Origin of the sequence: Arthrobacter sp. NPDC056691 (genome assembly GCF_042791415.1) — a bacterium.
Lineage (GTDB): Bacteria > Actinomycetota > Actinomycetes > Actinomycetales > Micrococcaceae > Arthrobacter.
On sequence record NZ_JBHTXX010000010.1, the window covers coordinates 81,704 to 105,544 of the forward strand.

Consider the following 23,841-nt stretch of genomic DNA (forward strand, 5'->3'; position numbering starts at 1 on the left):
CGACGGCGGTCCGGGGCTGCACGCGCCGCCGTCGGAACCGCCCGGCGGCGCGCTGCCCACTCCACGGTGAATAGGCGAAACAGTGCCCGGCCGAACACAGCTCAGGCGAAGAGGCCTTCGCCGATGAAGCCGCCCTGCCTGGTTCCAGGCGGCACGGCGAAGAGGCCGGAACCCGTGTGCTTGAGGTATTCCAGGGCGAGCACGTCTTCCTTGGCCATGGTCATCTGCATCGGCACGTAGTGCGTCCGCGGGTCCTTGACGAAGGCAATGAAGAACAGCCCGGCGTCGAGGTGGCCCAGCCCGTCCGAGCCGTCGGTGTAGTTGTACCCGCGGCGGAGCATCCGCACACCGTCGTTCTGGTCCGCGTGGGCCAGCCGGACGTGGGAGTCCATGGCAATGAGGGGTTCGCCGTCGTTGCCCTTGATGGCGAAGTTCGGGGCGGTGAACTCCTTTCCGCCGGACAGCGGTGCGCCTTCTCCCTTGGTCCGGCCGATCAGGCCCTCCTGTTCGCGAAGCGAGGTGCGGTCCCAGATCTCGATGTGCATGCGGATGCGCCGGGCCACCAGATAGCTTCCGCCGGCCATCCAGCCTTCGCCGGCACGGGATCCGCCGCCGGCCCACACATGCTCGTCGAGCAGGGCGGTGTCCTCGGCCTTGAGGTTGTTGGTCCCGTCTTTGAAGCCGAAAAGGTTGCGGGGGGTCTGCTGCGCGCGCGACGTCGACGACGTCCTGCCGAACCCCAGCTGGGACCAGCGGACGCGGGCCTTGCCGAAGCCGATCCGGGCCAGGTTGCGGATGGCGTGCACGGCCACCTGGGGATCGTCGGCGCACGCCTGCACCACGATGTCGCCGCCCGTGCGGGCCGGCTCCAGGGCGTCGCCGGGGAAGTGCGGCAGATCGATCAGTGCATCGGGCCGCTTTCCGTCGAGGCCAAAGCGGGCCTTGCCGTCCTTTTCAAATAGGGAGGCGCCGAAGCCAATCGTGAGCGTGAGCCGGCCGGCGTCGAGATCCAGGGCCTCCCCGGTGTCCTCCGGCGGGGCGTCGTACGGGCCGTCGACGGCGCCGGTGGTCCCGGTGGTCCGGCCGGCGGTCATGGCGTCCGCGGCGGCCGTCCAGTCCTTGAGGAGTTCGATCAGTGCCGCACGGTCTTCTGTGGTGACGTCGAAGGCCGCCATGTGGAGGCGGTCCTGCGCGGCGGTGGTGATGCCGGCCTGCCGGTCGCCGAAGAAGGGGACGACCGAACCGTTGGCAACCGGGGGCGCTGCGGCAGCCGCAATGGCATCGTGGCCGAGCAGGCCGGCGGCGATGCCCGCCACCGCTCCTGCGCCGCCCACGCCCGCCAGCCCCAGAAGGCCACGGCGGGACAGGCGGCGGTTATCGCCGTCGGGCGTCTCCGGAGACGCGGCCGAGGCCTCGGAGTGCGTGCCGGCCGGGGGCTGCTGGCCGCCGCCGAAGGGGCAGCCGCTCACAGCACCACTGCCGCGGTGAGCTTGGACAGCGGCTCGCCGAGGGCGTCGACCAGCGCGCTGAGCTGCTGGACCTCGTCCTTGCCCAGCTCGTTGTAGTAGGCAAAGCCGTCGCCTTTGGCGTGCTTCTTCAGCTCAGCCTGCAGGGCCCCGAACTTGGCGTCGAGGTCCGAGGCCAGGGCGGCGTCCTTTTGCTGCAGGGCGGGCTTGAGGTTTTCGAACGCGATCCGGGCGCCGTCCACGTTGGCCTGGAAGTCCCAGAGATCCGTGTGCGACCAGATTTCCTCCTCGCCGGTGACCTTGCCGCGCGCCACCTCGTCCAGGAGCTCCTTGGCGCCGTTGCCCAGCTTGTCCGCGCTGAGTTCGACGGTGCGGGTGCGGGTGCTGAGTTCCTCAGTGTCGGCCACCAGCTGCTTGGCGATTGCCGAGCGCTCAGCCGCTGTCAGTGCCTTGTAGCCGGGCGGCGGGAACAGGTCCTTCTCGGCCCGGTGCCAGCCGGTCCACTTCTGTCCCGGTTCCAGGTCTGCCTCACGGGCGTCGAGCTTGGGGTCGAGGTCCCCGAAGGATTCGGCCACGGGTTCGATCCGTTCCCAGTGCATGCGGGTGGCCGCGTAAAGGCTCCTGGCCTTGGCTGCGTCGCCCACAGCATAGGCCGCGGCGAACTCCCTGGTTCCGGCCACCAGCTGCTCGGTCTGGTCCTTGACGTAGGCGGTGTAGTGGGTGACCCCGGTGTCCACGAGCTTCCGGTGGCCGGCGTCAACGGTGGCCGGCTGGCCCGAGTCCTTGACGGTGAAGTCGGCGCGGATGCCATCGCCCTTCATCCCCGGCTTGCAGGCGGTGGTGTACCTGCCGGCCGGAGCGGTGAGCACCAGGTTGCGGGTGATTCCCGGGCCGATGTTCTCCACCTCGGCCACGATCCGCAGGCCGTCTTCGGCGAGCACGTAGAACTCGGTGACTTCGGCGCCGTCGTTCTTCACGGCAAAGGTCAGGTTCCCGCTCGGGGCTTCAGTGGCAGAGACCTTGCACCCGGAATCGGTGCTGGTCACCTGGATGGGCCCGCCGGTGGTGCCGGATGCGTTGGCGCTGGCGTTCTCGGTGCAGGATGCGAGGGCCAGCGGGAGGACTGCGGTGGCTGCCACGACGGCGAGGCGGGCACCGGCAGTCCGGCGGATTTTGGGCGAGGTCAAGCCTGGCATGTGGATTCCTTGGGGGTGTTGGGGATGCAGCGGGGTTCGTTGGGGGGTGTTTGGTTAGGCAGGAGCTGCCGGTCAGGACGCGACGGCGGCAGCTGCGGCAGGGGCTTCCGCGGAACGGTGCGGCGTGCGGACGTTGGCGCGGAGGTAGAAGAACAGAACGGGGACGGCGTACAGGACCCAGGCGGCTGCCTCCAGCCACGTGGTGGCCGGGGAGAAGTTCAGGGTCCCCTTCAGCAGCGTGCCGTACCAGGACGACGGCGGGACGGCGGCCGAGACGTCGAAGGCGAGGCTGTGCAGCCCGGGCAGGATGCCGGCCTCCTGCAGGTCGTGGACGCCGTAGGCGAGGACGCCGCCGGCGATGACCACCAGGGCCACGCCGGTCCAGGTGAAGAACCGGGACAGGTTCACCTTCAGGACCCCGCGGTGCAGCAGGTAGCCGAGCCCGGCGGCCACCGCGAGGCCCAGGAGGGCGCCGAACAGCGGGGTTCCGGATTCGCCGCTGGCCTGGGCTGCCGCCCACAGGAAGAGCGCCGTCTCCAGGCCCTCCCGGCCGACGGCTAGGGCCGCGACAAGCACCAGGCCCCAGGCTGCGCCGTCGGCCGCGCCGTCAACGCGGGAGCGCAGTTCGCTGCCGAGCGTGCGGGCGGTGCGCGCCATCCAGAAGACCATCCAGGTGACCAGCCCGACGGCGACGATGGACAGTCCGCCGCCGATTGCTTCCTGGGCTTCGAAGGTGAGGCCACGCGGGCCGAAGGTCAGCAGGGCGCCGAAACCCACGGACACGGCAACAGCGATTCCCACGCCCGCCCACAACCGGGGGAGCAGTGCACGGCGGCCGCTCTTGGTCAGGTAGGCCATCAGCAGGACGACGATGAGCGTCGCCTCGAGGCCCTCCCGGAGGCCGATGAGGAAGTTGGCTGTCATGTAAAGCACCTTCTGCCGGAGGAGCCCGGCTTAGGCTCACCTAAGCACGGGACTTTACACGGCAAAGGCGATTAGGCAAAAGAATCGTGCCGTAATTGCCGGAGACATTACTCCACCGGTTAGTTCCGCCGGGATCGGAGGTTCTGTGTGATGGCCCGGGACGCGGCGATGAGCAACTGGCCTATTGAATCGGTGCGCGTGATGATGCGTGAGGTTGGTGCGGACACGTTGAGCACGCCGGCGATGTGTCCCAGGCGGTCCCGTACGGGGGCCGCGACGGATGTGAGTCCAATTTCTACTTCTTCGGATGCCACTGCATATCCCCGGGCCCGTTCGAGTTCGATTCTGTGCAGAAGCGAGGCCAGGTCCTTTGGTGCCCCCGGCGCCGATGTGGGGGTGTTCAGGTCGTTGGCCGTGAGCGTTTCCACCAGTTCGTCGTCGAAGTCAAACATCAGCGCACGCCCTGACGCCGTGCAGTGCATGGGGGAGCGGCGGCCGACCCAGCCGCCCGCCTGGAGGGATTGCTGGGATTCCTCCCGGAGCACGGTCAGGGACCGGTTGCCTTCCTGTACCGACAGCAGGGCAACTTCCCCGGTTTTTGCCACGAGGGCCTGCAGGGCCGGCCGGGTCGCCTGCACCAGGGGGTAGTTGCCTGCACCGGTGGACAGTATTCGGAGGTTCCATCCCAGCCTGTAGGTCCGGCGGTCGGGATCCTGTTCGACGAGTCCGCTCCGTGCCAGCGCCTTGAGCATCCGCGAGACCTGGCTGCGCTCGCGGCCCACGGCCCTGGCGAGTTCACCCACGGAATGCTCGCCTCCCGCCTGTCCGGGATTTTCGAAGGCCAGCAGCAGGGCGGCAACCCGCTCGGCGGTGCTTTCACTCACGGCGTCCTCCTCGTCCGCAGTTGCTGTCACAGCAACGCATGTTTAGAAAGAGTCTGCACTAACGTGGCGGATAGGTAAAAAACTGTTGTTGCAGCAGCAACAGCTTTAGGAGCCGGCCGCCAGGGGCCGTACCTTTCAATGCACTGTGGTACACATCACTTGAGAGGTATTGAAATGACAGTCCTTCAGACAGAGGCGTCCAGCGAACAGGTCCTTTACGGCAGGCAGTCCAGCCTTGCTGTGGAGAACTTCGGTACAACCGGCCGGCGGGTGGCAGACGTGCCTGCTTTCGTGCGGAACTACGCACTGGTCAAGGCCGCCGCTGCCCGGTCCAACGCCACGCTCGGCGTCCTCGCACCCGAGGCGGCAGGGGCCATCGAGGCCGCGTGCGCTGAGATCACCTCGGGGCTGCACGGCAGCCAGTTCCCCACGGCGCTCGTCCTGGGCGGCGGAGGGACGACGACGAACATGAACTTCAACGAGGTCATCGCCGCCCGGGCGTCACAGATTTCAGGCGTCGCCGTGCACCCCAATGATCACGTCAACGCCTCCCAGTCGACCAACGACACGTATCCGACCGCCATGGCGCTGACCATCCGGGAGCTCTCCGAACGCCCCCTCCAGGCCCTCACGGCACTGGCCCTCGCGCTGGAGGACAAGGCCGCTGAGTATGACACTGCACAACGGCTCGGGCGCACCTGCCTGCAGGACGCCGTGGTCCTCACGGTGGGTCAAACACACCGGTCACACGCCACGGCAATCCGGCGCGTGGCCGAGGGGCTGCGGGCTGCGACGGCGGAGCTGGACTCGATTCCCATCGGAGCAACTGTCCTTGGAACGGGCATCGGAGCCCCGGACGGCTACCGGGAACTTTGCGTGCAGGACCTGAGTGACGCCACGGGCCGGCAACTGGCGGGGTCGGAAGACCTCGTTGACGCGCTCTCGCACCTGGATCCGTACGCGGCGATTGCCTCGGCAGGTGCCCGTGCCGCAATCACCATGGCCAAGATCGCGGCCGACCTGCGGTTCCTGTCCTCCGGCCCCGTCGGCGGTATCGGCGAAGTGACGCTGCCCGCGACCCAGGCAGGGTCCTCGATCATGCCCGGCAAGATCAACCCCGTCATTCCGGAATTCGTGATGCAGCTCAGCTACCGGGTCCGGGGCGCAGCCCACGCCGTCGAATGCGCGGTGGCGGCCGGGGAGCTGGAGCTGAACATCATGGAGCCCGTGATTGTTGATTCGCTGCTCAACATCTTCGATGACGTTGCCGCCGCTGCCGGGACGTTCAGACGCAAATGCATTACAGGCCTGGCCTGGGACGGGCGTCGCCTCAACGAAAACCTCGCCGCCGGCTTCGACCAGTGGGTCACCATGGCGGCGGAGCAGGGCTATGACGCAACGACCCTGGCAGTGGCCACGGCCCGCACCGCCGGAAAGACCAGCACCGCCGGAACGGAGGAAGCCCGATGAGCGCGCCCAAGCAGACTGCCTACGAAGATGCCCCGCTCACCAGGTTCCACATCCGGGTCGCCGTGGCAGGAACCGGAGGCCAGTTCAGCGACGGGTTCGTCCTCGGAATCGTTGGAATCGTCCTCGCCTCGGCCACCGCCGCACTGAACCTGACCCCGCTGTGGATCGGGCTGCTGGGCGCGGCAACCCTGGCGGGACTTTTCATCGGAGCAATCGTCACCGGACCGATCGCGGACCGGATCGGACGACGCAGGATTTTCGGCTGGGACATGCTGGTATTCGGCGCCCTGTCCGCGCTGCAGTTCTTCGTCCAGGAGCCCTGGCAGCTGTTGGTCCTTCGACTTCTCCTGGGAGTCGCCCTGGGAGCGGACTATGTGGTCAGCAAGTCACTGGTCACCGAACACTCACCCAGGCACTTCCGGGGCCGGCTGATGAGTTTCCTGGCCATCGCCTGGGCGCTGGGATACGTCATCGCCTACCTTGCCGGCTTCCTGCTTTCCGGGCTCGGACCGGACGCCTGGCGCTGGATGCTCCTGGTCAGCGCGGCCCCTGCCCTGATCGTGTTCGGCTTCCGCCTCGGAGTTCCGGAATCGCCGCTGTGGCTGACCCAGCACGGCCGCCTTCAGGAGGCCGCCGACGTCGTCCGCCGCCATGCCGGCCCGAACGTGGCCCCGCCACCGGCGGGTTCCGCCAAGCCGGCCCGCGGACTGGCTGTGCTGTTCTCGGCGAAGTACCGCAGGAGGACAATGGTCGGCGCCGTGTTCTACGTCTGCCAGGTCATTCCCTACTTCGCCCTGGGAACGTTCGCCCCGCAGGTCATGGAAGCCCTTGGCGTGTCCGGCAAACTTGCCGCAGGGGCAGCCTACAACGTGTTCCTGCTCGTGGGCGCCATCGTGGGCATGCTGATCATCGACCGGATCTCCCGCCGTGCCTTCCTCATCGGTAGCTTTATCCTCGGTGCAGCGCTGCTGCTCGCCCTGGTCCTCTTCGCTTCGGTGAGCCCGGTCCTGGCCGTCATCCTGTTCGCGTCCTTCGCGCTGGTGCTGTCCGCTGCCGCGAACCTCGAGTTCGCCTACCCGCCTGAACTGTTCCCGACCGAGCTGCGCGCTTCCGGCGTCGGCGTCGCGACGGCATCCAGCCGTCTCGGATCAGCGGGAAGCACCTTCCTGCTGCCCCTGGTGGTGGCCGGAGCCGGCATCAGCACCGCCCTGTCTGCCTGCGTGGTGGTCCTCCTGATCGGCGCCGTCGTCTGCTGGCGGTGGGCCCCGGAAACACGATCCGAATCACTCGCGGCCGTCGACGAGGAAATCGACACGCCCCACCACACCGAGCGGCCAGGCGCCATAGCCCTTCAGGACAACAGGACCTAGCTGCGGCGCCGGCGGGGGAGCGCGGAGACGCCGTCGGGCAGCGGCGGGAGGCCGGCGAAGGTGCACACCATGTCCGACCACGCCTCCAGGTGCGCCTGGACGTCGGCGCCGGCCGGAGTCCACGAGGCACGGAGTTCAATGTCGATCGAGGCGGGCCGGTCCGCCAGCGTTCCGAAGCTTTCGGACAGCACTCGGGTGGCTGTGCCGCCGGCCGCGCGGTAGGGGGCGTTGTGGGTTTCGAGTGCTTCCACAAGCCACGTCCAGGCCACCGAGCCGAGCATTTCATCGTTGCCCATCTCGGCGTCGAGCTGCGCCCGGATGTAGGTGACGATCCGGAACTCGCCGTCCCACACGGCGGAGCCGTCCGGATCGTGCAGCAGGATGAAGCGGCCGGTGGCGAGCTCCTCGCCGTCGTCGTCGGTGTCTGCCGCGGTTGCCCCGGCGGCAGCCGAGCGGGCCAGCGCCATGGCCGCCGGCCCGTGGACCGGTGTACGGTCCCTGTCGCCGCCACCCTTGCCTGCGCTGGGAACCATGACCTCGGCGCCGAGGGCGACGGCGAAAGGCGCCAGCCGGGCGGGCGCCGGGATCTCGTCGAGGCGCAGTTCGCTGCGGCAGCGTGCTTTGCGGAGCGTTCCCAGCGCATACAGGAAATTCGCCGGAACCTGGGCAAGTGCGTTCACAATGGCAGGCTACGCATTGGAAACCGCCGGTTCCGGCAGGCTCGCCGCCTGCTCATGCAATCCCGCGCATGTTACTCTCCTGCCGCCTGGGCGGATCCGTGCCGGGCGAGTTCGGCTTTGATGGCTGCCACGAAGGCGTCGACGTCCTCCTCGCTGGTGTCGAAGGAACACATCCAGCGGACCTCGCGGGTGGCCTCGTTCCAGTCGTAGAAGCGGAAGGACTCCCGGAGCCTGTCCGCCACCCCCTCGGGCAACACCGCAAAGACGCCGTTGGATTCTGTCTTCTGCGTGGGTTCGACGCCGTCAATGTCGTCCACGGCGGCGCGCAGCCTCGCGGCCATGGCGTTGGCGTGGCCGGCCGAACGGAGCCACAGGTCGCCCTCGAGCAGGGCGATGAACTGCGCAGACATGAACCGCATCTTGGAGGCCAGCTGCATGTTCATCTTGCGCAGGAACAGCAGCCCCTGGGCGGCGTCGGGGTTCAGCGCCACCACCACCTCGCCGAACAGCAGGCCGTTCTTGGTGCCGCCGAAGGAGAGGATGTCCACGCCGGCGTCGCGCGTGAAAGCCCGGAGGGGAACGCCCAGATGGGCCGCCGCGTTGGCCAGCCGCGCCCCGTCCATATGCAGCTTCATGCCCTTGGCGTGGACGTGCTCGGCGATTGCCCGAACTTCATCAGCCGTGTAGCAGGTGCCCAGTTCGGTGGTCTGGGTGATGGAGACGGCCAGCGGCTGGGCGCGGTGCTCATCACCCCAGCCCCACGCCTCGCGGTCGATGAGCTCGGGCGTGAGTTTGCCGTCCGGGGTGTGCACCTGCAGCAGCTTCATGCCGCCCACACGCTCCGGGGCGCCGTTCTCATCCATGTTGATGTGCGCCGTCGAGGCGCAGACCACCGCACCCCAGCGCGGCAGGAGCGACTGCAGGGACAACACGTTGGCGCCCGTGCCGTTGAAGACGGGGAAGCACTCGATGCCCGGCCCGAAGTGCCCCTCCATCAGCTCCTGCAGGCGGGCCGTGTAGGCGTCTTCGCCGTAGGAAACCTGGTGCCCCTCATTGGCGGCGGCCAGCGCGGCCAGCACTTCGGGATGCACCCCCGAGTAGTTGTCCGAGGCAAAGCCGCGGACCGAGGCGTCGTGGAGCCTGGACATGGTGCCGCCGGCAGTTTGAACAGTTGTGGTCATTTCGTTGGTCACGCTTTCAGTCTAGGTAGTTGCGGCGGCGGCAGGCACCGGGGCCAGCAGCAGCCGCTGCCCGTTCAACTCCGCGGCCGGCTGGCTGAAGAGCCCGACGGCGGCCGCCGCCAGCTGCTCGACGTCCGTGTAGCCGGGGAACGTCCGGTCCGGCTGCTTGCTGCGCATGCCTGCGTCCACCAGCGCCTTCACCACCAGGACGACGGCGGCGCTGTGCTGGGCGCCGCCGGCCGGGCTGTCCGGGGCGTCACTGTCCCGGCGGAACCCCTCAGCCACCGCCATGGTCCATGCTTCGGCGGCGGCCTTGGCCGCGACGTAGCTGGCGACGCCGGCGGCGGGACTGTCCACCGCCGTCGACGACACCATGGCAAGCCGTCCACAGGGCGAGGCGGCGAGGTCGTCGTAAAAGGCGCGCGTGACGTTCCGGAGTGTGGTGACGGCGCTGCGCTCCAGGAAGTCCCAGTCCTCATCGGTCTGGTCCGTGATGCCCTGCGCCCCGCGCCAGCCGCCCACGAGGTGGATGACGCCGTCGACTTTTCCGGCGGTGCGCGCGAGCTCTTGCTGCAGTTCTCGCACGGCGGCGAGGTCGCCGAGATCGCATACCAGGGGTGTGGCTCCGCCCGCTGTTTCCGCGGCGGCCTCGATGCGTGCCTTGTCCGAACCCACGGTGAAGACGGCAAAGCCAGCGTGCAGCAGGGCACGGGCGGCGGCGATTCCCGAAGGTCCGCTGCCGCCCGTGACCAGCACGCGCAGTGGCCTCCCGTCGGTCAGGCCGGCGCCGGTCATGCTGCCGTTCGTCATGCTGCCGTCGCTGCCGTCGCTGCCGTCGCTGCCGTCGCCGCCGGGCCGCCCGCCGGCAGGGCAGAATCCGAGGAACCGGTAATGCCAGCGGTGGATTCGATGACGGGGCGCATCTTCTTTTCGAGGGCTTCGTAGAACATGGACAGCGGGAACTCGTCGTCCAGGACCTGGTCCGTGAGGCCCCGCGGCGGCCCGTCGAGGGGAAGGGCGCCCCGCCCCTTGGCCCAGACAGAAGCCGGGTTCGGCGTGACGGTGCCCGAGATCAGCTCATAGGCCGCCAGCCAGTGGGCGGTCTTGGGCCTGTCGATGGAGCGCCAGTAGAGCTCCTCGATCCGGGCTCCCAGCTCCATCACGACGCCGGCGACGTGTTCCCAGTCGATGGTCAGCCGGCTGTCGGTCCAGTGGAGGACGCGGTGCTGGTGCAGCCACGCGAAGAGCAGCTGGCCGCCGAGCCCGTCGTAGTTGCGCACCCGGCTGCCGGTGATGGCGAACCGGAAGATGCGGTCGAAGATGACTGCGTACTGCACCAGCTTGGCGTGCCGGCGGGCCTCCGGATCCGCTGCCTCGTCCTTTTCGATCTTCACCGACTCCCGGAAGGCCGTCAGGTCGCAGCGCAGCTCCTCGAGGGAGTACAGGAAGAACGGCATCCGCTGTTTGATCATGAACGGATCGAACGGCAGGTCCCCGCGCATGTGCGTGCGGTCGTGGATCAGGTCCCACATCACGAAGGTCTTTTCGGTGAGTTCCTGGTCCTCGAGGAGTTCCGCAGCCCCGGCCGGCAACTGGAGCGAGGTGATGTCGGCAGCGGCCCGCAGGACGCGGCGGAACCGTGCCGCCTCCCGGTCTGCGAAAATGGCGCCCCAGGTGAACCGCGGCGTCGCCCGCACGCCCACGGTCTCGGGGAACAGCACAGCGGAGTTGGTGTCGTACCCGGGGGTGAAGTCAATGAACCGGATCGGCACGAACAGACGGTTCGAGTAGTCGCCCTGTTCCAGGCCCGCAATGAAGTCTGGCCACACCACGTCGATGAGGACAGCCTCCACGAGCCTGCTGCTGCTGCCGTTCTGCGTGTACATGGGGAAGACCACCAGGTGCTGCAGACCGTTCTCGCGGTCCGCCTGCGGCTGGAAGGCCAGCAGGGAGTCGAGGAAATCCGGAACGCCGAACCCGCCCTCGGCCCAGCGGCCAAAGTCCCGGCCCACCAGGTCGAGGTAGAGGGAATCGTGGGGGAACGCCGGTGCCAGCGCCTCGATGGCGCTGGCGAGGGCTTCGATGTGGCCGTGCGCAGCCGCGTGGGCGGCCTGATCGGGGATCGAACCGTCCTGCACCTGCAGGCTCCGCAGCGCAGTGGCCGCGCCCTTGAGTCGCTGCCAGTCCGGGTGTTCCGCAGAGATTCTGGCTGGTGCTGTGTGTACGGTTGCGGTCATCGCTGGCCTCGCCTTTCGGGTGATCTGAGCTTCTACGGCGAGCGTAGCAAGTAGACAGCTTTCCTAATCGATCAAAGGCCCGAGCATAAGAAACTGTAGTGCTCGAGGCTGTCCAAATAACCGCTAGGCGCAGCGCCAGGCAACCTCAGGCGGCAACCTCAGGCCTGGGGGTCGCCGGCGGCCGGAACCAGCTTCAGTGAGATGGAGTTGATGCAGAAACGCTGGTCAGTCGGGGTCCCGTAGCCCTCACCTTCGAAGACATGCCCAAGGTGCGAGTCGCAGTTGGCGCACCGCACCTCGATACGGTCCATGCCCAGGGTGCGGTCGTGGATGTAGCGCACGCGCCCTTCCGCCAGCGGGGCCCAGAATGACGGCCAACCGCAGTGTGAATCGAACTTTTCCTTGCTGGTGAACAGTTCGGTCCCACACGCCCGGCAGTTGTAGACGCCGGCGGTGTGGGTGTCCCAGTATTCGCCGGTGTAGGGGCGTTCCGTGCCGGCCTGGCGCAGCACGTGGTACTCCTCCGGCGTCAGTTCCTGCCGCCAGTCTTCGTCGGATCGGTTGGCGGCAGGGGTTGCGGCGGTGTTGGTGAGGTCGGATTTCTCAGGAGTGCTCATAGTCGGACCAACGCTCAGGAGTCCCCGATAAATCCCGAGCCCGCATACAGATGCAGCACCGGGAGCCCCAGCTTGTCCTGCGCCCGGTTCGCCCAATCGGTATGGAAGGTGTCCGAAACGGCGTGCGGCCTGGTGATGACGACGGCCTGGGCGGCCCCAAGCTCCTTGACCTTGGCCACGAGGCCGTTAACGGCGCCGCCGGCCACCACCTCGCCGGCAACTCCGCCGCCGAGGCCTTCCAGTGCGCTGACCGAGGTGGCCAGCGTGGCGTCTGCTGCTGCCCTTTCCTCCACAGGGTCCGGGGCATGGGAGGTCAGCTCACGGAAAGCCTTGGCAATGTCCAGCATCGACAGGTTCTCGAGGAAGTCCACCAGCAGATGCCGTTCCGTATTGGCCGGCACCAGCACAACCAGGGGCGAGTCACCCCCGTCCACCAGGCGTTCGATGTTCACGCGGTCGTCCGCACCCAGCGGCTCTTCAGTCAGAATGACGATTGGATCGCTCATGGCATCAGCCTAGTCCCGCCCGCCAATGCCCGCATGCATTTGTCCCGCATGCATTTGGTCGGCACGCCCTGGGCCGTGAATGTGCCGGAAGGGGCCGGATCCGTCAAGATGGAAGGCATGGATTCCGCGCAGGCTGCTTTGACAACCCCGTCCACTGCCCAGGGCAATGCGATGACCCTCAGGGCGAAGTGGACACTCGGGGGCATCATTGCCGGCGGCAGCGCGGCTGCCCTGCTCGGTGCCGGATCGTCCGCCCTCGCGCTCTACTTTGCCCGCCGCGTCCTCACTCCGGCCCGCGTGCGGGCTGCGGACCAGGAAGTCCTGGCGGTCATCAGGGAAGGCAGGGAACTGCAGGTCATCCTCGCAGCCACGCCGGAGACAACGCACAATGGCGTGTACAGCCTCTTCTTCGACGCCGGTGCCGGGCATGCCCGGATCGGCAAGATCCTGTCGTATTCCCCGGCCGAGCGCACCGTTCTGCGCGAAGTTGAGGCCGTCTACAGCGGCAACCTGGAAACCGCGGGCCGCGGCTGGTGGGGAGGCGCCACGTACCAGCATCCCTCCGACGTCGGACTGGCGACCGAAGACGTAGCCATCGAGGTCGAAGGCGGAACGGCGCCCGGCTGGCTGATCCCGGGAGATGCGGGGGCCGGGACGTGGGCCATCATGGTCCACGGGCGAGGGGCCACCCGGCAGGAGTGCCTGCGCGGAGCGCGCGTGGCCCACGAGCTCGGACTGCCGAATCTCCTGGTTTCCTACCGGAACGACGGCCTGGCGCCGGCAGCATTCGACGGCCGGTACGGGCTGGGCTCCACGGAGTGGCGCGACATCGACGCTGCCATCGCCTTCGCCCTGGCCCGCGGCGCCCGGGAGGTTGTTCTCTTCGGCTGGTCCATGGGCGGGGCCATCTGCCTCCAGACCGCGGACCTTTCGGAGCACAGGCACGTCATCCGGGCCATGGTGCTGGACGCGCCCGTCATCGATTGGGTGAATGTGCTGGCCCACCATGCTGAGCTGAACCGGATCCCGTCGGCCGTCGGCCGGTACGGCCAGCTCATGATGGGTCACAAGGTGGGCCGCCGGCTCACAGGACTGGCTGCGCCCGTGGACCTGAAATCAATGGACTGGGTGTCGCGGGCCGTTGAGCTCCGGACGCCGACGCTCATCATCCACAGCGTGGACGACGAGTACGTGCCCTACCAGCCGTCGGCCCTCCTCGCCGAAAAAAACCCCGACATGGTCACGTTCGAGCCGTTCGAGGGGGCGCGGCACGCGAAGGAGTGGAACGCCGATCCGGGCCGCTGGGAAGGGCTGGTCCGGGCATGGCTGCAGCAGCAGCTGGCGCCGCGCCGGAACCCCGGCCAGCCGGAACCGGTTCAGCCTGCCTGAGAGCCGGTTCCGATCGCGGCCGTGACAGCCTTGGTGAGGCGCACGAGGTCGCGGGGATCCAGTTCGACGTCGAGGCCGCGCCGGCCCCCGGATACCAGGATGGTGTCCAGGGTGAGGGCGCTTTCGTCGATGACGGTGGGCGAGGGCTGCCGCTGTCCCAGGGGCGAAATTCCGCCCAGGACGTAACCGGTACGCCGTTCGGCCGCCGCGGGGTCCGCCATGGCGGCCTTCTTGCTGCCCAGCGCAGCAGCTATCGCTTTCAGGTCCAGGGTTCCGCTGACAGGTACGACGCCGACGGCCAGTTTGCCGTCGACTTCCACCATGAGCGTCTTGAAGACCCTTGCCGGATTGATCCCCAGGACCTCGGCTGCTTCCATGCCGTAACTGGCCGCGGCCGGATCGTGGCTGTAGGGGTGCAGGTTAAAGGAAACGCCTGCCGCAGCCAGTACGGCTGTGGCAGGCGTCCCCTGAGACGTGTTCTTGCGCGCCATGGAGTCTGGTTCCTAGGCGTAGAGCCGGGCCGCGGCGGCCACCTTGCGCTTGATGCGCCCGAGCATCGCGGTCATGCCGCGCATGCGAAGCGGCGTGATGGCGCGGGTCAGGCCGAGCAGTTCCGGCATGTCATCAGGGACAGCCAGGATCTCCTCGGCGGTGAGGCCGTCCAGTCCTTCATGGAGCACCCCGGCGAAACCGCGGGTGGTGGGGGCCTCCGGCGGCGCCTTGAAGAACAGCCGGAAGGCGGGGGACCCGCCGTCGTTCTTTTCCGTCTCAATGGTGAGGAAAAGAGGCGACTGGCATTCCACCACTTGCTCCAGCAGCTCAGGGTGGTTGTTCAGACGGTCCGGAAGCTCCGGCAGGCCGCGGGAAAACTCCAGCAGGAGCTGCAGCCGCTCGGGCTCGCTCAGTGCCTGGAAGTCGTCGACAATCTCCGCCAGGGCGGTGGGAAGCGCTTGAGTACTCATCACTTCCAGCTTACGCAGATTGTTCCCATCCACCGCTTTTTTACGGAGGATTTACCTCGCGGCAACTACCGGTACCGAACCGCGTTCCGCGCCCTTGGCAATCGGCACACGTACGGCATTGCCCCATTCAGTCCAGGACCCGTCGTAGTTGCGGACCGTTTCGAAGCCCAGGAGGAACTTCAGCGCGAACCAGGTGTGGCTGGAGCGTTCGCCGATGCGGCAGTAGGCCACGACGTCGTCGCCCTCGGTGAGTCCGGCCTCGCCGAGGTAAAGCGCCTCTAGCTCGGCGCGGCTGCGGTAGGTGCCGTCCTCTGCTGCTGCCCGTGCCCATGGGATCGACGCCGCAGTGGGAATGTGGCCGCCGCGCAGCGCGCCTTCCTCGGGGTAGGCGGGCATGTGGGTGCGCTGGCCGGTGTATTCCTCGGGGGAGCGGACGTCGATGAGCGGCTTGCCCAGGTGGGCCAGGACGTCTTCCTTGAAGGCGCGGATCGGCGTGTCGTTGCGTTCCACGACCGGGTAGTCCGCCACGGCCGGCGTGGGGATGTCGGTGGTCAGCGCACGGCCTTCGGCGATCCACTTGTCGCGGCCGCCGTCGAGCAGCCGGACATCCTCGTGGCCGAACAGGCGGAAGACCCAGAGGGCGTAGGCGGCCCACCAGTTGGACTTGTCGCCGTAGATGACCACCGTGGCGTCGCGGGAAATGCCCTTCGCGGCGGCCAGGGCGGCAAACGCCTCGCCCTGCACGTAGTCACGGGTGACTTCGTCGTTCAGGTCGGTGTGCCAGTCAATCTTGACCGCGCCGGGGATGTGGCCGGTTTCGTAGAGCAGGACGTCTTCATCGGACTCCACCACAACGAGCTTGCCGTCGTTAAGGGCGCCGGCGTCGATGGCCGCAGCCAGCCACTCGGTGGAAACAAGCCGCTCCGGGTGCGCGTAGGCGGCGAACTTCTCGTTCTGTTCAACGGGGTAGGACATGCGTATGGCCTTTCACTGAAACGGTCAGGTCAGACCGCCGGGGACGGCGGGTCACTGCTCCAACACTAGCCACGGGCCGGTACGAATGCTCCTGTGTGTTAACAGGACGAAATGTGTGCTTGCTCACGGCATTGCCGGCAGTGCGGCGTATCCCGCGGGGCGGGCGGCCAATGCCGGTATTCTTGCTGGGGACAAATCACCAGCAGAATGGACCGCCTTGGTACAGATCGAAAAGCTCACCACCCGGACGCCGGCGGTGTCGGTGGATGAGCTCCTCAAAGGTTTCTACCCATCGCCCAGGTTCGGGCAGGTGTCCTTTGCAAGTTACCGGCCGGACCCGAAGCAGCCGAGCCAGGCGGCAGCAGTGAACGCGCTGCAGGCCTTCGCCGGAGGAGTAGGCGCCGGGGACGGCGGGGGACTGTTCAAGAAGCTCTTTGGCAAGAAGGAAACGACCCGCGCCGGCATTTACCTCGACGGCGGATTCGGCGTCGGAAAAACCCACCTGCTGTCTTCACTGTGGCACGCGGCCCCCGGCCCCAAGGCCTTCGGCACCTTCGTGGAATACACCAACCTGGTGGGTGCCCTTTCCTTCCGGAAAACCGTTGAGGCGCTGAGCTCGTACAGGCTTGTCTGCATTGACGAGTTCGAGTTGGACGATCCGGGCGACACGGTCCTGATGTCACGCCTCATGCGGGAACTTGCCGACGCCGGCGTGAAACTTGCGGCCACCTCCAACACGCTGCCTGGCTCGCTGGGCGACGGCCGCTTTGCCGCCGTGGATTTCCAGCGTGAAATCCAGGTCCTGGCGGACCAGTTTGACGTCATCAGGATCGACGGCGAGGACTTCCGCCACCGCGGACTGCCGGCCGCGCCGGCACCGTTGCGGAACAGCGAACTCCACGCCCACATGAAGGCGGAGTTTGACGGCAAAACCGTTGCCGAGGACGACTTCGGCACCCTCATCGCCCACCTCGCGGGCGTCCATCCGAGCCGCTACCGCAAGCTGCTTGACGGTGTGGACGGTGTTGTTTGGCGGGATGTGGAAACCATCACCGAGCAGGCCGTGGCGCTGCGGTTCGTGGTGCTCGCCGACCGCCTCTACGACAAGGACGTACCGATCCTTGCCAGCGGCGTTCCGTTCGACAAGCTGTTCACCGAGGACATGATGACCGGCGGCTACATGAAGAAGTACTTCAGGGCTGTTTCCAGGCTTACCGCGCTGGCCCGCGAAGGCCAGAACCACGAGCCCTCGTAGCCGGGTGCTTATGTAGACCCCGGCTTTGCAGCCAAGGCCCCTCGCGGCGCCGCGGAATTTCTCCGGAGACACGAAAGGTGCCGGCGCCGCCTCTCGGCGGGACCGGCACCTTTTTTGACGTTTAGGGGCGAAGCCCGGTAAGTCCTGGCTACGGAGCCTTCTCAGCCGGCGGCACGTTGTCCGCCGGTCCCTGGGTTGGCCTCTCATTGGCTTTGTCAACGAGAGTGGAAGCGCCAGCCTGGACCTTATCTACCTGGCTGGTGTATTTGCCGCCCGTCTTGGAGTCGACGAAATCACCTGCTTTGTCGATGCCGTCCTTGATGGCTTGCTCGTTGCCGCGGATCAGACCCTGAGCCTTGCCCTTTAGATCGTCAAGTAAACCCACGAGCACCTCCCTTCAATCGCGGAGCCAGTTCGCTCCTCCGCATTCGATCCTAGCCCCGAAGGCGGCGCATGCCAAGGAGTTATTGACAAACTTTGTCAAACAGTATGAAGCCAAGAAAAAAGCAGCTCCGGAGAGCTGCTTAGTTTCGTGGGCGATACTGGGATCGAACCAGTGACCTCTTCCGTGTCAGGGAAGCGCGCTACCGCTGCGCCAATCGCCCGGAGCCGGCAAAACCGGCGGTTTCCTGGGTTCGGATCCTCAAGGATCAAGAGAGCGGACGACGAGATTCGAACTCGCGACATCCACCTTGGCAAGGTGGTGCTCTACCAGCTGAGCTACGTCCGCATTTGTGAAGTTCCGCCTGGAGACTGAACGTTCAACTACAAGCAAGTTTCCTTGCTCTGGTGGGCGATACTGGGATCGAACCAGTGACCTCTTCCGTGTCAGGGAAGCGCGCTACCGCTGCGCCAATCGCCCATTTCATCCGGGAGTACCGGAAACCATGGTTTTCACCGAGGTGGGTACGGGATTCGAACCCGTGTATACGGCTTTGCAGGCCGCTGCCTCGCCTCTCGGCCAACCCACCGTGTAGGCCTCGATCCCTGGAATCAACTTCCGGGAATCAGAACCATGACAGTGTCCTGCGAGCGGACGACGAGATTCGAACTCGCGACATCCACCTTGGCAAGGTGGTGCTCTACCAGCTGAGCTACGTCCGCATTCGGAGCCGCGGTTCCTTGCCGTATCCGGCAGTTCGTCGCGTTCCAACGAGTAAGAACTCTATAGGAGGTTCCGGGAAACTCCAAATCGAGTGCCGGCCTGGATGGCGCGTAGGCCCTATTTCCTTGAATTCTAGGGGAATTTTCGAATTACAGGGGTGTAGTTTCGCGGGGGTTTACACCCCTCGGCCGGTGATGTTGGGGGAACTTGGCTGTGTGGCGTGCAGCACTTCACGGGCCGATTTCCGTTAACCCGCGATCGTCCGCTAGCATTCAAATGCATCGGGGCGATTGGCGCAGTGGTAGCGCGCTTCGTTCACACCGAAGAGGTCACTGGTTCGAACCCAGTATCGCCCACCGATGGAAAGTCCGTTCAGCCCAGGAGATAGAACTGGGAGGGGCGGGCTTTTCTGTTTTCGCATCAATGTCTGACCCCCGTGAAAGAGTCTCATCATGACCGCTCCACTCCTCGCCCACGCCACGGAATATGGCCGAATGTACGCCCGCTCCACCACCGAGCAGTTCACGGTTCCCTCCATCACCACCGTCATCGGGCAGCAGCCCCACGGGCTGGACGGCTGGTTCGGATATATGGGCGCCAGCAGCCTGGCCAAGGATCCGTCGCTGCCCGAGATCCTGGGCAGCCCAGCGAGGGTGCGGCAGGCGGTGAACCGTGCTGCCAAGGCGGCCGAAACCTACCGGGACGAGGCTGCACAGCGCGGGGACCGGGTGCACCATTACTGCGAGCAGGTGGCGCTGCGTGCTCTCGGCAGGCCGCACCAGATGAAGGAAGCCCGTGAAGCGCTGGCGTCCAGCGGCGAGGAAGCCTTCGCCGCCCGCTTCGATGAGTGGTGGGAGCTGTTCCGGGTCGAGCCGATCGCGCCGGAGATCACCGTGTGGAACAAGACGGTGGGATATGCAGGAACTCTGGACCTCGTCGCGAAGATCAACGGACGCACCTGCCTCATCGACTACAAGACCAAGGGAACGACGCGCGACGGACAGGTCAAGCCCCTGGATGACAAGGTGGTCATGCAGCTCGTTGCCGGCATGAAGGCGGAGGAAAGCCTGGTGGACCCGGTGGCAGGGGAGTGGGAACCGTGGCAGCACGGGGATACCCCGGTCCTGCTTGCCGTCGCGATCGGTGAAACCGAGGTCCGGCCCGTCCGCGCCAATCCCGAAGTCCTCAAGCACCACTGGTGGAAGTTCTGCGCCCTGCGCCGGGTATGGGAAATGTCCGCGGACACCGTCAGCGCCGGACCCGCGCTGCTGCCGTTGGCGCCGCCGGTCTACTCCTGACTCTTCCTGCACCGGGCCTGGTCCTGCCCGGGACTGGCCGGGGACTGGCCGGGCCCGTTCCCGCCGTCGTCTGCGCCGGCCAGGCCGCAGCAACTAAACTGGACTGGATCCGTTTACCCGTTCACCGTGAGGAAATGACTGCACATGGCAATTCTGAATATCCGTATCATCGGCGATCCCGTGCTCCGCACGGTTGCCGACCCTGTCACGGATTTCGGGCCGGAGCTGGCCAGGCTCGTTGCCGACATGACCGAAACGATGGAGGACGTGGAGGGCGCAGGCCTGGCCGCGCCCCAGATCGGCGTCAGCCTCCGGGTCTTCACCTACCGGATCGGCGGCGTAGAAGGCCACATCATTAACCCGGTGCTGGAGAACAGCGAGGACTTCCAGCCGGATGAAGTGGAGGGGTGCCTCTCCATCCCTGGACTGGGCTTCCCGGTCCGCCGCTACCGCAGCACCCGCGTGACCGGCGTCGACATGAAGGGCAACCCCCTCTCGGTGGAGGCGGAGGGCATGCTTGCCCGCTGTTTCCAGCACGAAACCGACCACCTGGACGGCATCCTCTTCACTGACCGGCTCGAAGGTGAGGACCGCAAGGCCGCCCTTCGCTCCATCCGCAACGCAAACTACGACTCCATCACCGAACAGACCACCGCCAAGCGCGCCAAGACCGTCGGTTCCAGTTTCGGCGGCGGCAGCTTCGGGGCGGCATCGTCCGGAACCGGCAGCTTCGGCGCTGCCGGATGAGGGTTCTCTTCGCCGGTACCCCGTCTGTAGCTGTCCCCTCGTTGGATGCCCTCGTGGCCGCCGGCTTCGAGATCGTCGCGGTGCTGACCCGGCCGGACGCGCCGGTGGGGCGCAAGCGTGTCCTCACGCCGTCGCCCGTTGCTGCCCGGGCAGCCGAGCTCGGCATCCACATCATCCATGCGTCCCGGGTGGACGCTGCCGTCACCCAACAGATCGCCGAAGCCCGACCCGACGTGGCGGCGATTGTCGCCTACGGCGGGCTGGTTCCCCGGGCGGCCCTCGATGTTCCCCGGCACGGCTGGATCAACCTGCACTTCTCACTGCTGCCTGCCTGGCGGGGCGCGGCTCCTGTGCAGCGGGCCGTTATTGCCGGCGACGACATCACCGGTGCTGTGACTTTCCAGCTCGAGGAGGGGCTCGACACGGGCCCCGTCATCGGCACCCTGACCGAAGCCGTCGGCCCGGAGGACACCTCCGGGGCACTGCTGGAACGGCTGTCCCACAGCGGTGCCGTCCTGCTTGCCCAGACGCTGTCCGCCGTCGGCTCCGGCGCGGCGTCGCCGCTTCCCCAGCAGGGGGAAGTGAGCCTGGCGCCCAAGCTGACCATCGACGACGGCCGCATCGACTGGTCGGAACCGGCCCTGTCCGTGGGCCGCCGCGCGCGCGGTGTGACACCTGAACCGGGGGCCTGGACCACTCTTGACGGCCAGCGGCTAAAGCTTGAGCCGCTGCGGCTCCGCGCTGACATCACCGACGTTCAGCCCGGACAACTGGCATTGGCCGGCAAGAGCGTGCTGGTGGGCACCGGTTCGCATGCCGTTGAACTCACCAAGGTGCAGCCTGCCGGCAAGAAAATGATGGCCGCAGCCGACTGGGCGCGCGGCCAGTCTTCCCTCGAAAGCGTGGTATTCCAATGAGTGACTCCGGCAGAAGCGGATCCGGGCAGGACCGGTCCAGCCACGGCGGCCAGCGAGGTTCGGGTACCGGTGGTTCAGGTACGGGCGGTTCCGACCAGCGCCGGGGCGGGGGTGGAGCCAGCCGCCGCAATGCGCAGGGCAGGGAACGCAACCGCGGCCAGCAGCGCAACTTCACGGAAAGCGCACCGTCACAGCGCACCCGCAGGGCGGACCCCGCCAGACTGGTGGCCTTTGAAGTGCTGCGCGCCGTCGCGGCCGAGGATGCCTACGCCAACCTCGTGCTGCCGGCCCGCATTAGGCAGCATGGCCTTGACCGCCGCGACGCCGGATTCGCCACCGAACTGAGCTACGGTGCGCTTCGGAACCAGGGCACCTACGACGCCATCCTCGCCCGCTGCGTTGACCGGCCCCTGGATAAGCTGGACCCTGCCGTCCTGGACGCCCTGCGCATCGGCGTCCACCAGCTGTTGGCGATGCGGGTCCCTGCACACGCGGCCCTTGACCAGACCGTCGGCCTGGCCCGCGCCGTCATCGGCGCCGGACCGTCGGCATTGATCAACGCTGTCCTCCGGAAGGTAGCTGCCCGCAGCCTGGACGAGTGGGTGGACGAGCTGGTTGCCGGCCAGCAGGACCAGAACAAGGTAGCGTCCGTCCGCTATGCCCATCCCGAGTGGATTGTCCGCGCCCTGCGGCAGTCCCTCGTGGCCCATGGCCGGCCGGTCGGCGAGATCAACGACCTCCTGGAAGCGGATAACGCGGCCCCCGTCGTCAACCTGGTGGCCCTTCCCGGGCTGGGAAGCCTTGACGAGGCACTGGAGAACGGTGCCGTCCCCGGCGAACTCGTGGAAGGATCCGCCCTTTCCAGCGGCGGCGACCTCGGCCGGCTGGAGTCCATCCGGTCCGGCACCACACGCGTGCAGGACGTCGGTTCCCAGTTAGTGGCCCGGGCCCTGGCGGCGGCCAGCCTTGAGCCAGGGAAGGGCGCAAACGCGGATGGGGAAGCCTGGCTCGATCTCTGCGCCGGACCCGGCGGCAAGGCTGCCCTGCTGGGCGCGCTGGCACACGAACGCGGGGCCACGCTGCTGGCCAACGAGCCCGCCCCTCACCGGGCCAAACTGGTCAGCCAGGCACTGTCCGCAGTCCCCTCGGACGTCTGGACCGTCAGAACCGGCGACGGCCGGGAGGTCGGGTCGGAACGGCCTGCCGCCTTCGACCGTGTGCTCGTGGATGTGCCGTGCAGCGGACTCGGAGCCCTGCGCCGCCGGCCCGAGTCCCGCTGGCGCCGTACCCCCAAGGACCTTGCCGACCTGGGACCGCTGCAGCGCGAACTGCTGAACTCCGCCCTGGCGGCTGTGCGCCCCGGCGGCGTGGTGGCCTACGTGACCTGCTCGCCGCACCCTGCGGAAACCACCGCGGTGGTCAGTGATGCCCTGCGCAAACGCGATGACCTGGAACTCCTGGACGCCGGCAGCGTGCTGGACGCCGTCAGCCTGGGCGGCGGCCTGGGCGCGGGTCATGAGAAGACCGCGCAGCTGTGGCCGCACGTCCACAGCACGGATGCCATGTTCCTGGCCCTGATCCGCCGCAAGCGCTGACTTCCCACCGACTGATCCCAAACCCCCGGACTCCCGTCCCGCGAAAGGACACCGCATGACGCAGTGCTGCATCAACCCCAGCATCCTCTCCGCCGACTTCGTGAACCTCGAAGCCGAGCTGCAGAAAATCAGCAATGCTGATGCCGTGCATGTGGATGTGATGGACAACCACTTTGTCCCCAATCTCACCCTGGGGCTTCCCGTGGTCCAGCGGATCCAGGCGGTCAGCCCGGTTCCGCTGGACGCCCACCTCATGATTTCCGACGCCGACCGCTGGGCGCCCGGATACGCGGACGCCGGCGTTGCCTCCGTGACCTTCCACGCTGAGGCGTCGATCGCGCCGGTGAAGCTGGCCCGTGAGCTGCGCGCCAGGGGTTCGAAGGCCGGGATGGCGCTGCGCCCGGCAACGGCGGTGGAGCCCTACCTGGACATGCTCCCGGAATTGGACATGCTGCTGATCATGACGGTGGAGCCCGGCTTTGGCGGGCAGGCGTTCCTTGACCTCACGCTGCCCAAGATCCGCCGCGCTCGTGCCGCCATCGAGGGATCCGGGGTGAACGTGGCCATTCAGGTGGACGGCGGAATCACCGAGGAAACCATCGTCCGTGCCGCGGAAGCCGGGGCCAACGTCTTTGTCGCCGGCTCGGCCGTGTATGGGGCCGCTGACCCGTCCGGCGCCATCGACCGGCTGCGCAAGGCCGGCAGCCTCTAGGCTTCGGTCCTCAAGAGTCGAGCCGGGACTTCAGTCAGGAGCCCAGTCATGGAGGCCGCAACCGGCCTCCATGACTGCCCGCATAACGGTTTGTAGCGGGAATAGCCTGGGCACCCGCCAAGTTGTGTCAGAATAGCAACACACAATACGTGCTCCGGGGTCGGTGTAAGTCCGAACCGGCGGTGACAGTCCGCGACCCGCGAGCCGGTGTTTCCTTTCTGGAAGCCCGGCGGACGGTTGAACTGGTGAAATTCCGGTACCGACAGTTAAAGTCTGGATGAGAGAAGCACGTACAGCTGTACTTGTGGCGTTCCATAACGCCGCTGCGTTTCGCTGTCGTATACCCCCGGAGCAG

General features: G+C 67.0%; 23 protein-coding genes, 6 tRNA genes and 1 riboswitch. Of the genes, 10 read left to right on the top strand and 19 right to left on the bottom strand.

Translation table 11 applies throughout. From position 1 onward, the window contains the following. Nucleotides 1-101: 101 nt before the first annotated feature. The 4 genes from efeB to ACFRAU_RS10655 all read right to left on the bottom strand — a co-directional run bounded on the left by efeB (nucleotide 102) and on the right by ACFRAU_RS10655 (nucleotide 4,470). Complete coding sequence (gene efeB / locus ACFRAU_RS10640) at nucleotides 102-1,469, bottom strand: iron uptake transporter deferrochelatase/peroxidase subunit (RefSeq protein ID WP_377999870.1); 1,368 nt, start codon at nucleotides 1,467-1,469, stop codon at nucleotides 102-104. Beyond that, on the bottom strand, nucleotides 1,466-2,662 hold the full coding sequence (efeO, locus tag ACFRAU_RS10645; RefSeq protein ID WP_377999871.1) for an iron uptake system protein EfeO: 1,197 nt from the start codon (nucleotides 2,660-2,662) through the stop codon (nucleotides 1,466-1,468). Before efeO ends, efeB begins: the two co-directional genes overlap by 4 nt. Before the next feature lie 72 nt (nucleotides 2,663-2,734). Beyond that, the gene (gene efeU, locus ACFRAU_RS10650; RefSeq protein WP_377994005.1) at nucleotides 2,735-3,586 is read right to left on the bottom strand and encodes an iron uptake transporter permease EfeU; all 852 of its coding nucleotides are present in this window, start codon (nucleotides 3,584-3,586) and stop codon (nucleotides 2,735-2,737) included. A 119-nt stretch (nucleotides 3,587-3,705) separates the two neighbouring features. Beyond that, nucleotides 3,706-4,470, bottom strand: a complete 765-nt coding sequence (locus tag ACFRAU_RS10655) for an IclR family transcriptional regulator (protein WP_377999872.1) — start codon at nucleotides 4,468-4,470, stop codon at nucleotides 3,706-3,708. 174 nt (nucleotides 4,471-4,644) lie between these two features. Between ACFRAU_RS10655 and ACFRAU_RS10660 the strand changes: the two genes are divergently transcribed. Next, nucleotides 4,645-5,940, top strand: a complete 1,296-nt coding sequence (locus ACFRAU_RS10660) for a lyase family protein (RefSeq protein WP_377999873.1) — start codon at nucleotides 4,645-4,647, stop codon at nucleotides 5,938-5,940. Continuing rightward, nucleotides 5,937-7,310, top strand: a complete 1,374-nt coding sequence (locus tag ACFRAU_RS10665) for an MFS transporter (protein ID WP_377999874.1) — start codon at nucleotides 5,937-5,939, stop codon at nucleotides 7,308-7,310. Before ACFRAU_RS10660 ends, ACFRAU_RS10665 begins: the two co-directional genes overlap by 4 nt. Here ACFRAU_RS10665 and ACFRAU_RS10670 read toward each other — a convergent pair. The 6 genes from ACFRAU_RS10670 to ACFRAU_RS10695 all read right to left on the bottom strand — a co-directional run bounded on the left by ACFRAU_RS10670 (nucleotide 7,307) and on the right by ACFRAU_RS10695 (nucleotide 12,531). Further along, nucleotides 7,307-7,993, bottom strand: coding sequence for a DUF3000 domain-containing protein (locus ACFRAU_RS10670; protein ID WP_377999922.1), 687 nt, complete (start codon nucleotides 7,991-7,993; stop codon nucleotides 7,307-7,309). The two genes, ACFRAU_RS10665 and ACFRAU_RS10670, sit on opposite strands and share 4 nt — an antisense overlap. A 68-nt stretch (nucleotides 7,994-8,061) precedes the next feature. Next, on the bottom strand, nucleotides 8,062-9,171 hold the full coding sequence (locus tag ACFRAU_RS10675) for a threonine aldolase family protein (RefSeq protein WP_377999923.1): 1,110 nt from the start codon (nucleotides 9,169-9,171) through the stop codon (nucleotides 8,062-8,064). Between the two features lie 21 nt (nucleotides 9,172-9,192). Further along, complete coding sequence (locus ACFRAU_RS10680) at nucleotides 9,193-9,981, bottom strand: SDR family NAD(P)-dependent oxidoreductase (protein ID WP_377999875.1); 789 nt, start codon at nucleotides 9,979-9,981, stop codon at nucleotides 9,193-9,195. Then, nucleotides 9,978-11,408, bottom strand: a complete 1,431-nt coding sequence (locus ACFRAU_RS10685) for a DUF6421 family protein (protein WP_377999876.1) — start codon at nucleotides 11,406-11,408, stop codon at nucleotides 9,978-9,980. The genes ACFRAU_RS10680 and ACFRAU_RS10685 overlap by 4 nt, the downstream gene beginning before the upstream one ends. Nucleotides 11,409-11,566: 158 nt before the next feature. Further along, on the bottom strand, nucleotides 11,567-12,025 hold the full coding sequence (gene msrB / locus ACFRAU_RS10690) for a peptide-methionine (R)-S-oxide reductase MsrB (RefSeq protein ID WP_377994011.1): 459 nt from the start codon (nucleotides 12,023-12,025) through the stop codon (nucleotides 11,567-11,569). Between the two features lie 14 nt (nucleotides 12,026-12,039). Continuing rightward, nucleotides 12,040-12,531 carry a hypothetical protein gene (locus tag ACFRAU_RS10695; protein WP_377994012.1) on the bottom strand — a complete coding sequence of 164 codons (492 nt, stop codon included), beginning with the start codon at nucleotides 12,529-12,531 and terminating at the stop codon, nucleotides 12,040-12,042. 117 nt (nucleotides 12,532-12,648) lie between these two features. Between ACFRAU_RS10695 and ACFRAU_RS10700 the strand changes: the two genes are divergently transcribed. Next, the gene (locus ACFRAU_RS10700; protein WP_377999877.1) at nucleotides 12,649-13,920 is read left to right on the top strand and encodes an alpha/beta hydrolase family protein; all 1,272 of its coding nucleotides are present in this window, start codon (nucleotides 12,649-12,651) and stop codon (nucleotides 13,918-13,920) included. Here the strand turns inward: ACFRAU_RS10700 and ybaK are convergent. From ybaK to ACFRAU_RS10715, 3 genes are read right to left on the bottom strand one after another with little or no spacing between them, the layout of a single operon-like run. After that, nucleotides 13,908-14,411 carry a Cys-tRNA(Pro) deacylase gene (ybaK, locus tag ACFRAU_RS10705; protein ID WP_377999878.1) on the bottom strand — a complete coding sequence of 168 codons (504 nt, stop codon included), beginning with the start codon at nucleotides 14,409-14,411 and terminating at the stop codon, nucleotides 13,908-13,910. The genes ACFRAU_RS10700 and ybaK overlap by 13 nt on opposite strands. Nucleotides 14,412-14,423: 12 nt before the next feature. Next, complete coding sequence (locus ACFRAU_RS10710; RefSeq protein ID WP_377994015.1) at nucleotides 14,424-14,882, bottom strand: SufE family protein; 459 nt, start codon at nucleotides 14,880-14,882, stop codon at nucleotides 14,424-14,426. 51 nt (nucleotides 14,883-14,933) lie between these two features. Then, on the bottom strand, nucleotides 14,934-15,857 hold the full coding sequence (locus ACFRAU_RS10715; protein ID WP_377999879.1) for a sulfurtransferase: 924 nt from the start codon (nucleotides 15,855-15,857) through the stop codon (nucleotides 14,934-14,936). Nucleotides 15,858-16,074: 217 nt separating this feature from the next. Here ACFRAU_RS10715 and zapE point away from each other — a divergent pair, with 217 nt between their 5' ends. Further along, nucleotides 16,075-17,112 carry a cell division protein ZapE gene (zapE, locus tag ACFRAU_RS10720; protein WP_377999880.1) on the top strand — a complete coding sequence of 346 codons (1,038 nt, stop codon included), beginning with the start codon at nucleotides 16,075-16,077 and terminating at the stop codon, nucleotides 17,110-17,112. Between the two features lie 148 nt (nucleotides 17,113-17,260). On the opposite strand, the gene ACFRAU_RS10725 is transcribed toward zapE, so the two are convergent. The 6 genes from ACFRAU_RS10725 to ACFRAU_RS10750 all read right to left on the bottom strand — a co-directional run bounded on the left by ACFRAU_RS10725 (nucleotide 17,261) and on the right by ACFRAU_RS10750 (nucleotide 18,216). Continuing rightward, complete coding sequence (locus tag ACFRAU_RS10725) at nucleotides 17,261-17,497, bottom strand: antitoxin (protein WP_377999881.1); 237 nt, start codon at nucleotides 17,495-17,497, stop codon at nucleotides 17,261-17,263. A gap of 148 nt (nucleotides 17,498-17,645) precedes the next feature. Continuing rightward, nucleotides 17,646-17,717 (bottom strand) — tRNA-Val (locus ACFRAU_RS10730). Nucleotides 17,718-17,769: 52 nt separating this feature from the next. Further along, nucleotides 17,770-17,842 (bottom strand) — tRNA-Gly (locus ACFRAU_RS10735). Between the two features lie 57 nt (nucleotides 17,843-17,899). Next, nucleotides 17,900-17,974, bottom strand: a tRNA-Val gene (locus ACFRAU_RS10740). 38 nt (nucleotides 17,975-18,012) lie between these two features. Beyond that, nucleotides 18,013-18,083 (bottom strand) — tRNA-Cys (locus tag ACFRAU_RS10745). A 60-nt stretch (nucleotides 18,084-18,143) separates the two neighbouring features. Continuing rightward, nucleotides 18,144-18,216 (bottom strand) — tRNA-Gly (locus tag ACFRAU_RS10750). 285 nt (nucleotides 18,217-18,501) lie between these two features. On the opposite strand from ACFRAU_RS10750, the gene ACFRAU_RS10755 reads away from it, so the two are divergent. The 6 genes from ACFRAU_RS10755 to rpe all read left to right on the top strand — a co-directional run bounded on the left by ACFRAU_RS10755 (nucleotide 18,502) and on the right by rpe (nucleotide 23,486). Next, nucleotides 18,502-18,573, top strand: a tRNA-Val gene (locus ACFRAU_RS10755). Between the two features lie 96 nt (nucleotides 18,574-18,669). Further along, nucleotides 18,670-19,515 (top strand): cytochrome, encoded by an 846-nt coding sequence (locus ACFRAU_RS10760; RefSeq protein ID WP_377999882.1) that lies wholly within the window; start codon nucleotides 18,670-18,672, stop codon nucleotides 19,513-19,515. 144 nt (nucleotides 19,516-19,659) lie between these two features. Next, on the top strand, nucleotides 19,660-20,262 hold the full coding sequence (gene def / locus ACFRAU_RS10765; RefSeq protein ID WP_377999883.1) for a peptide deformylase: 603 nt from the start codon (nucleotides 19,660-19,662) through the stop codon (nucleotides 20,260-20,262). Continuing rightward, complete coding sequence (gene fmt / locus ACFRAU_RS10770) at nucleotides 20,259-21,179, top strand: methionyl-tRNA formyltransferase (protein WP_377999884.1); 921 nt, start codon at nucleotides 20,259-20,261, stop codon at nucleotides 21,177-21,179. The genes def and fmt overlap by 4 nt, the downstream gene beginning before the upstream one ends. Next, a complete protein-coding gene (locus tag ACFRAU_RS10775) occupies nucleotides 21,176-22,774 on the top strand; it encodes an RsmB/NOP family class I SAM-dependent RNA methyltransferase (RefSeq protein WP_377999885.1) in 1,599 nt (532 codons plus the stop codon). Before fmt ends, ACFRAU_RS10775 begins: the two co-directional genes overlap by 4 nt. A gap of 55 nt (nucleotides 22,775-22,829) precedes the next feature. Continuing rightward, nucleotides 22,830-23,486 (top strand): ribulose-phosphate 3-epimerase, encoded by a 657-nt coding sequence (gene rpe, locus ACFRAU_RS10780; protein ID WP_377994023.1) that lies wholly within the window; start codon nucleotides 22,830-22,832, stop codon nucleotides 23,484-23,486. Nucleotides 23,487-23,631: 145 nt separating this feature from the next. Continuing rightward, nucleotides 23,632-23,780, top strand: a riboswitch (FMN riboswitch). Nucleotides 23,781-23,841: the final 61 nt, after the last annotated feature.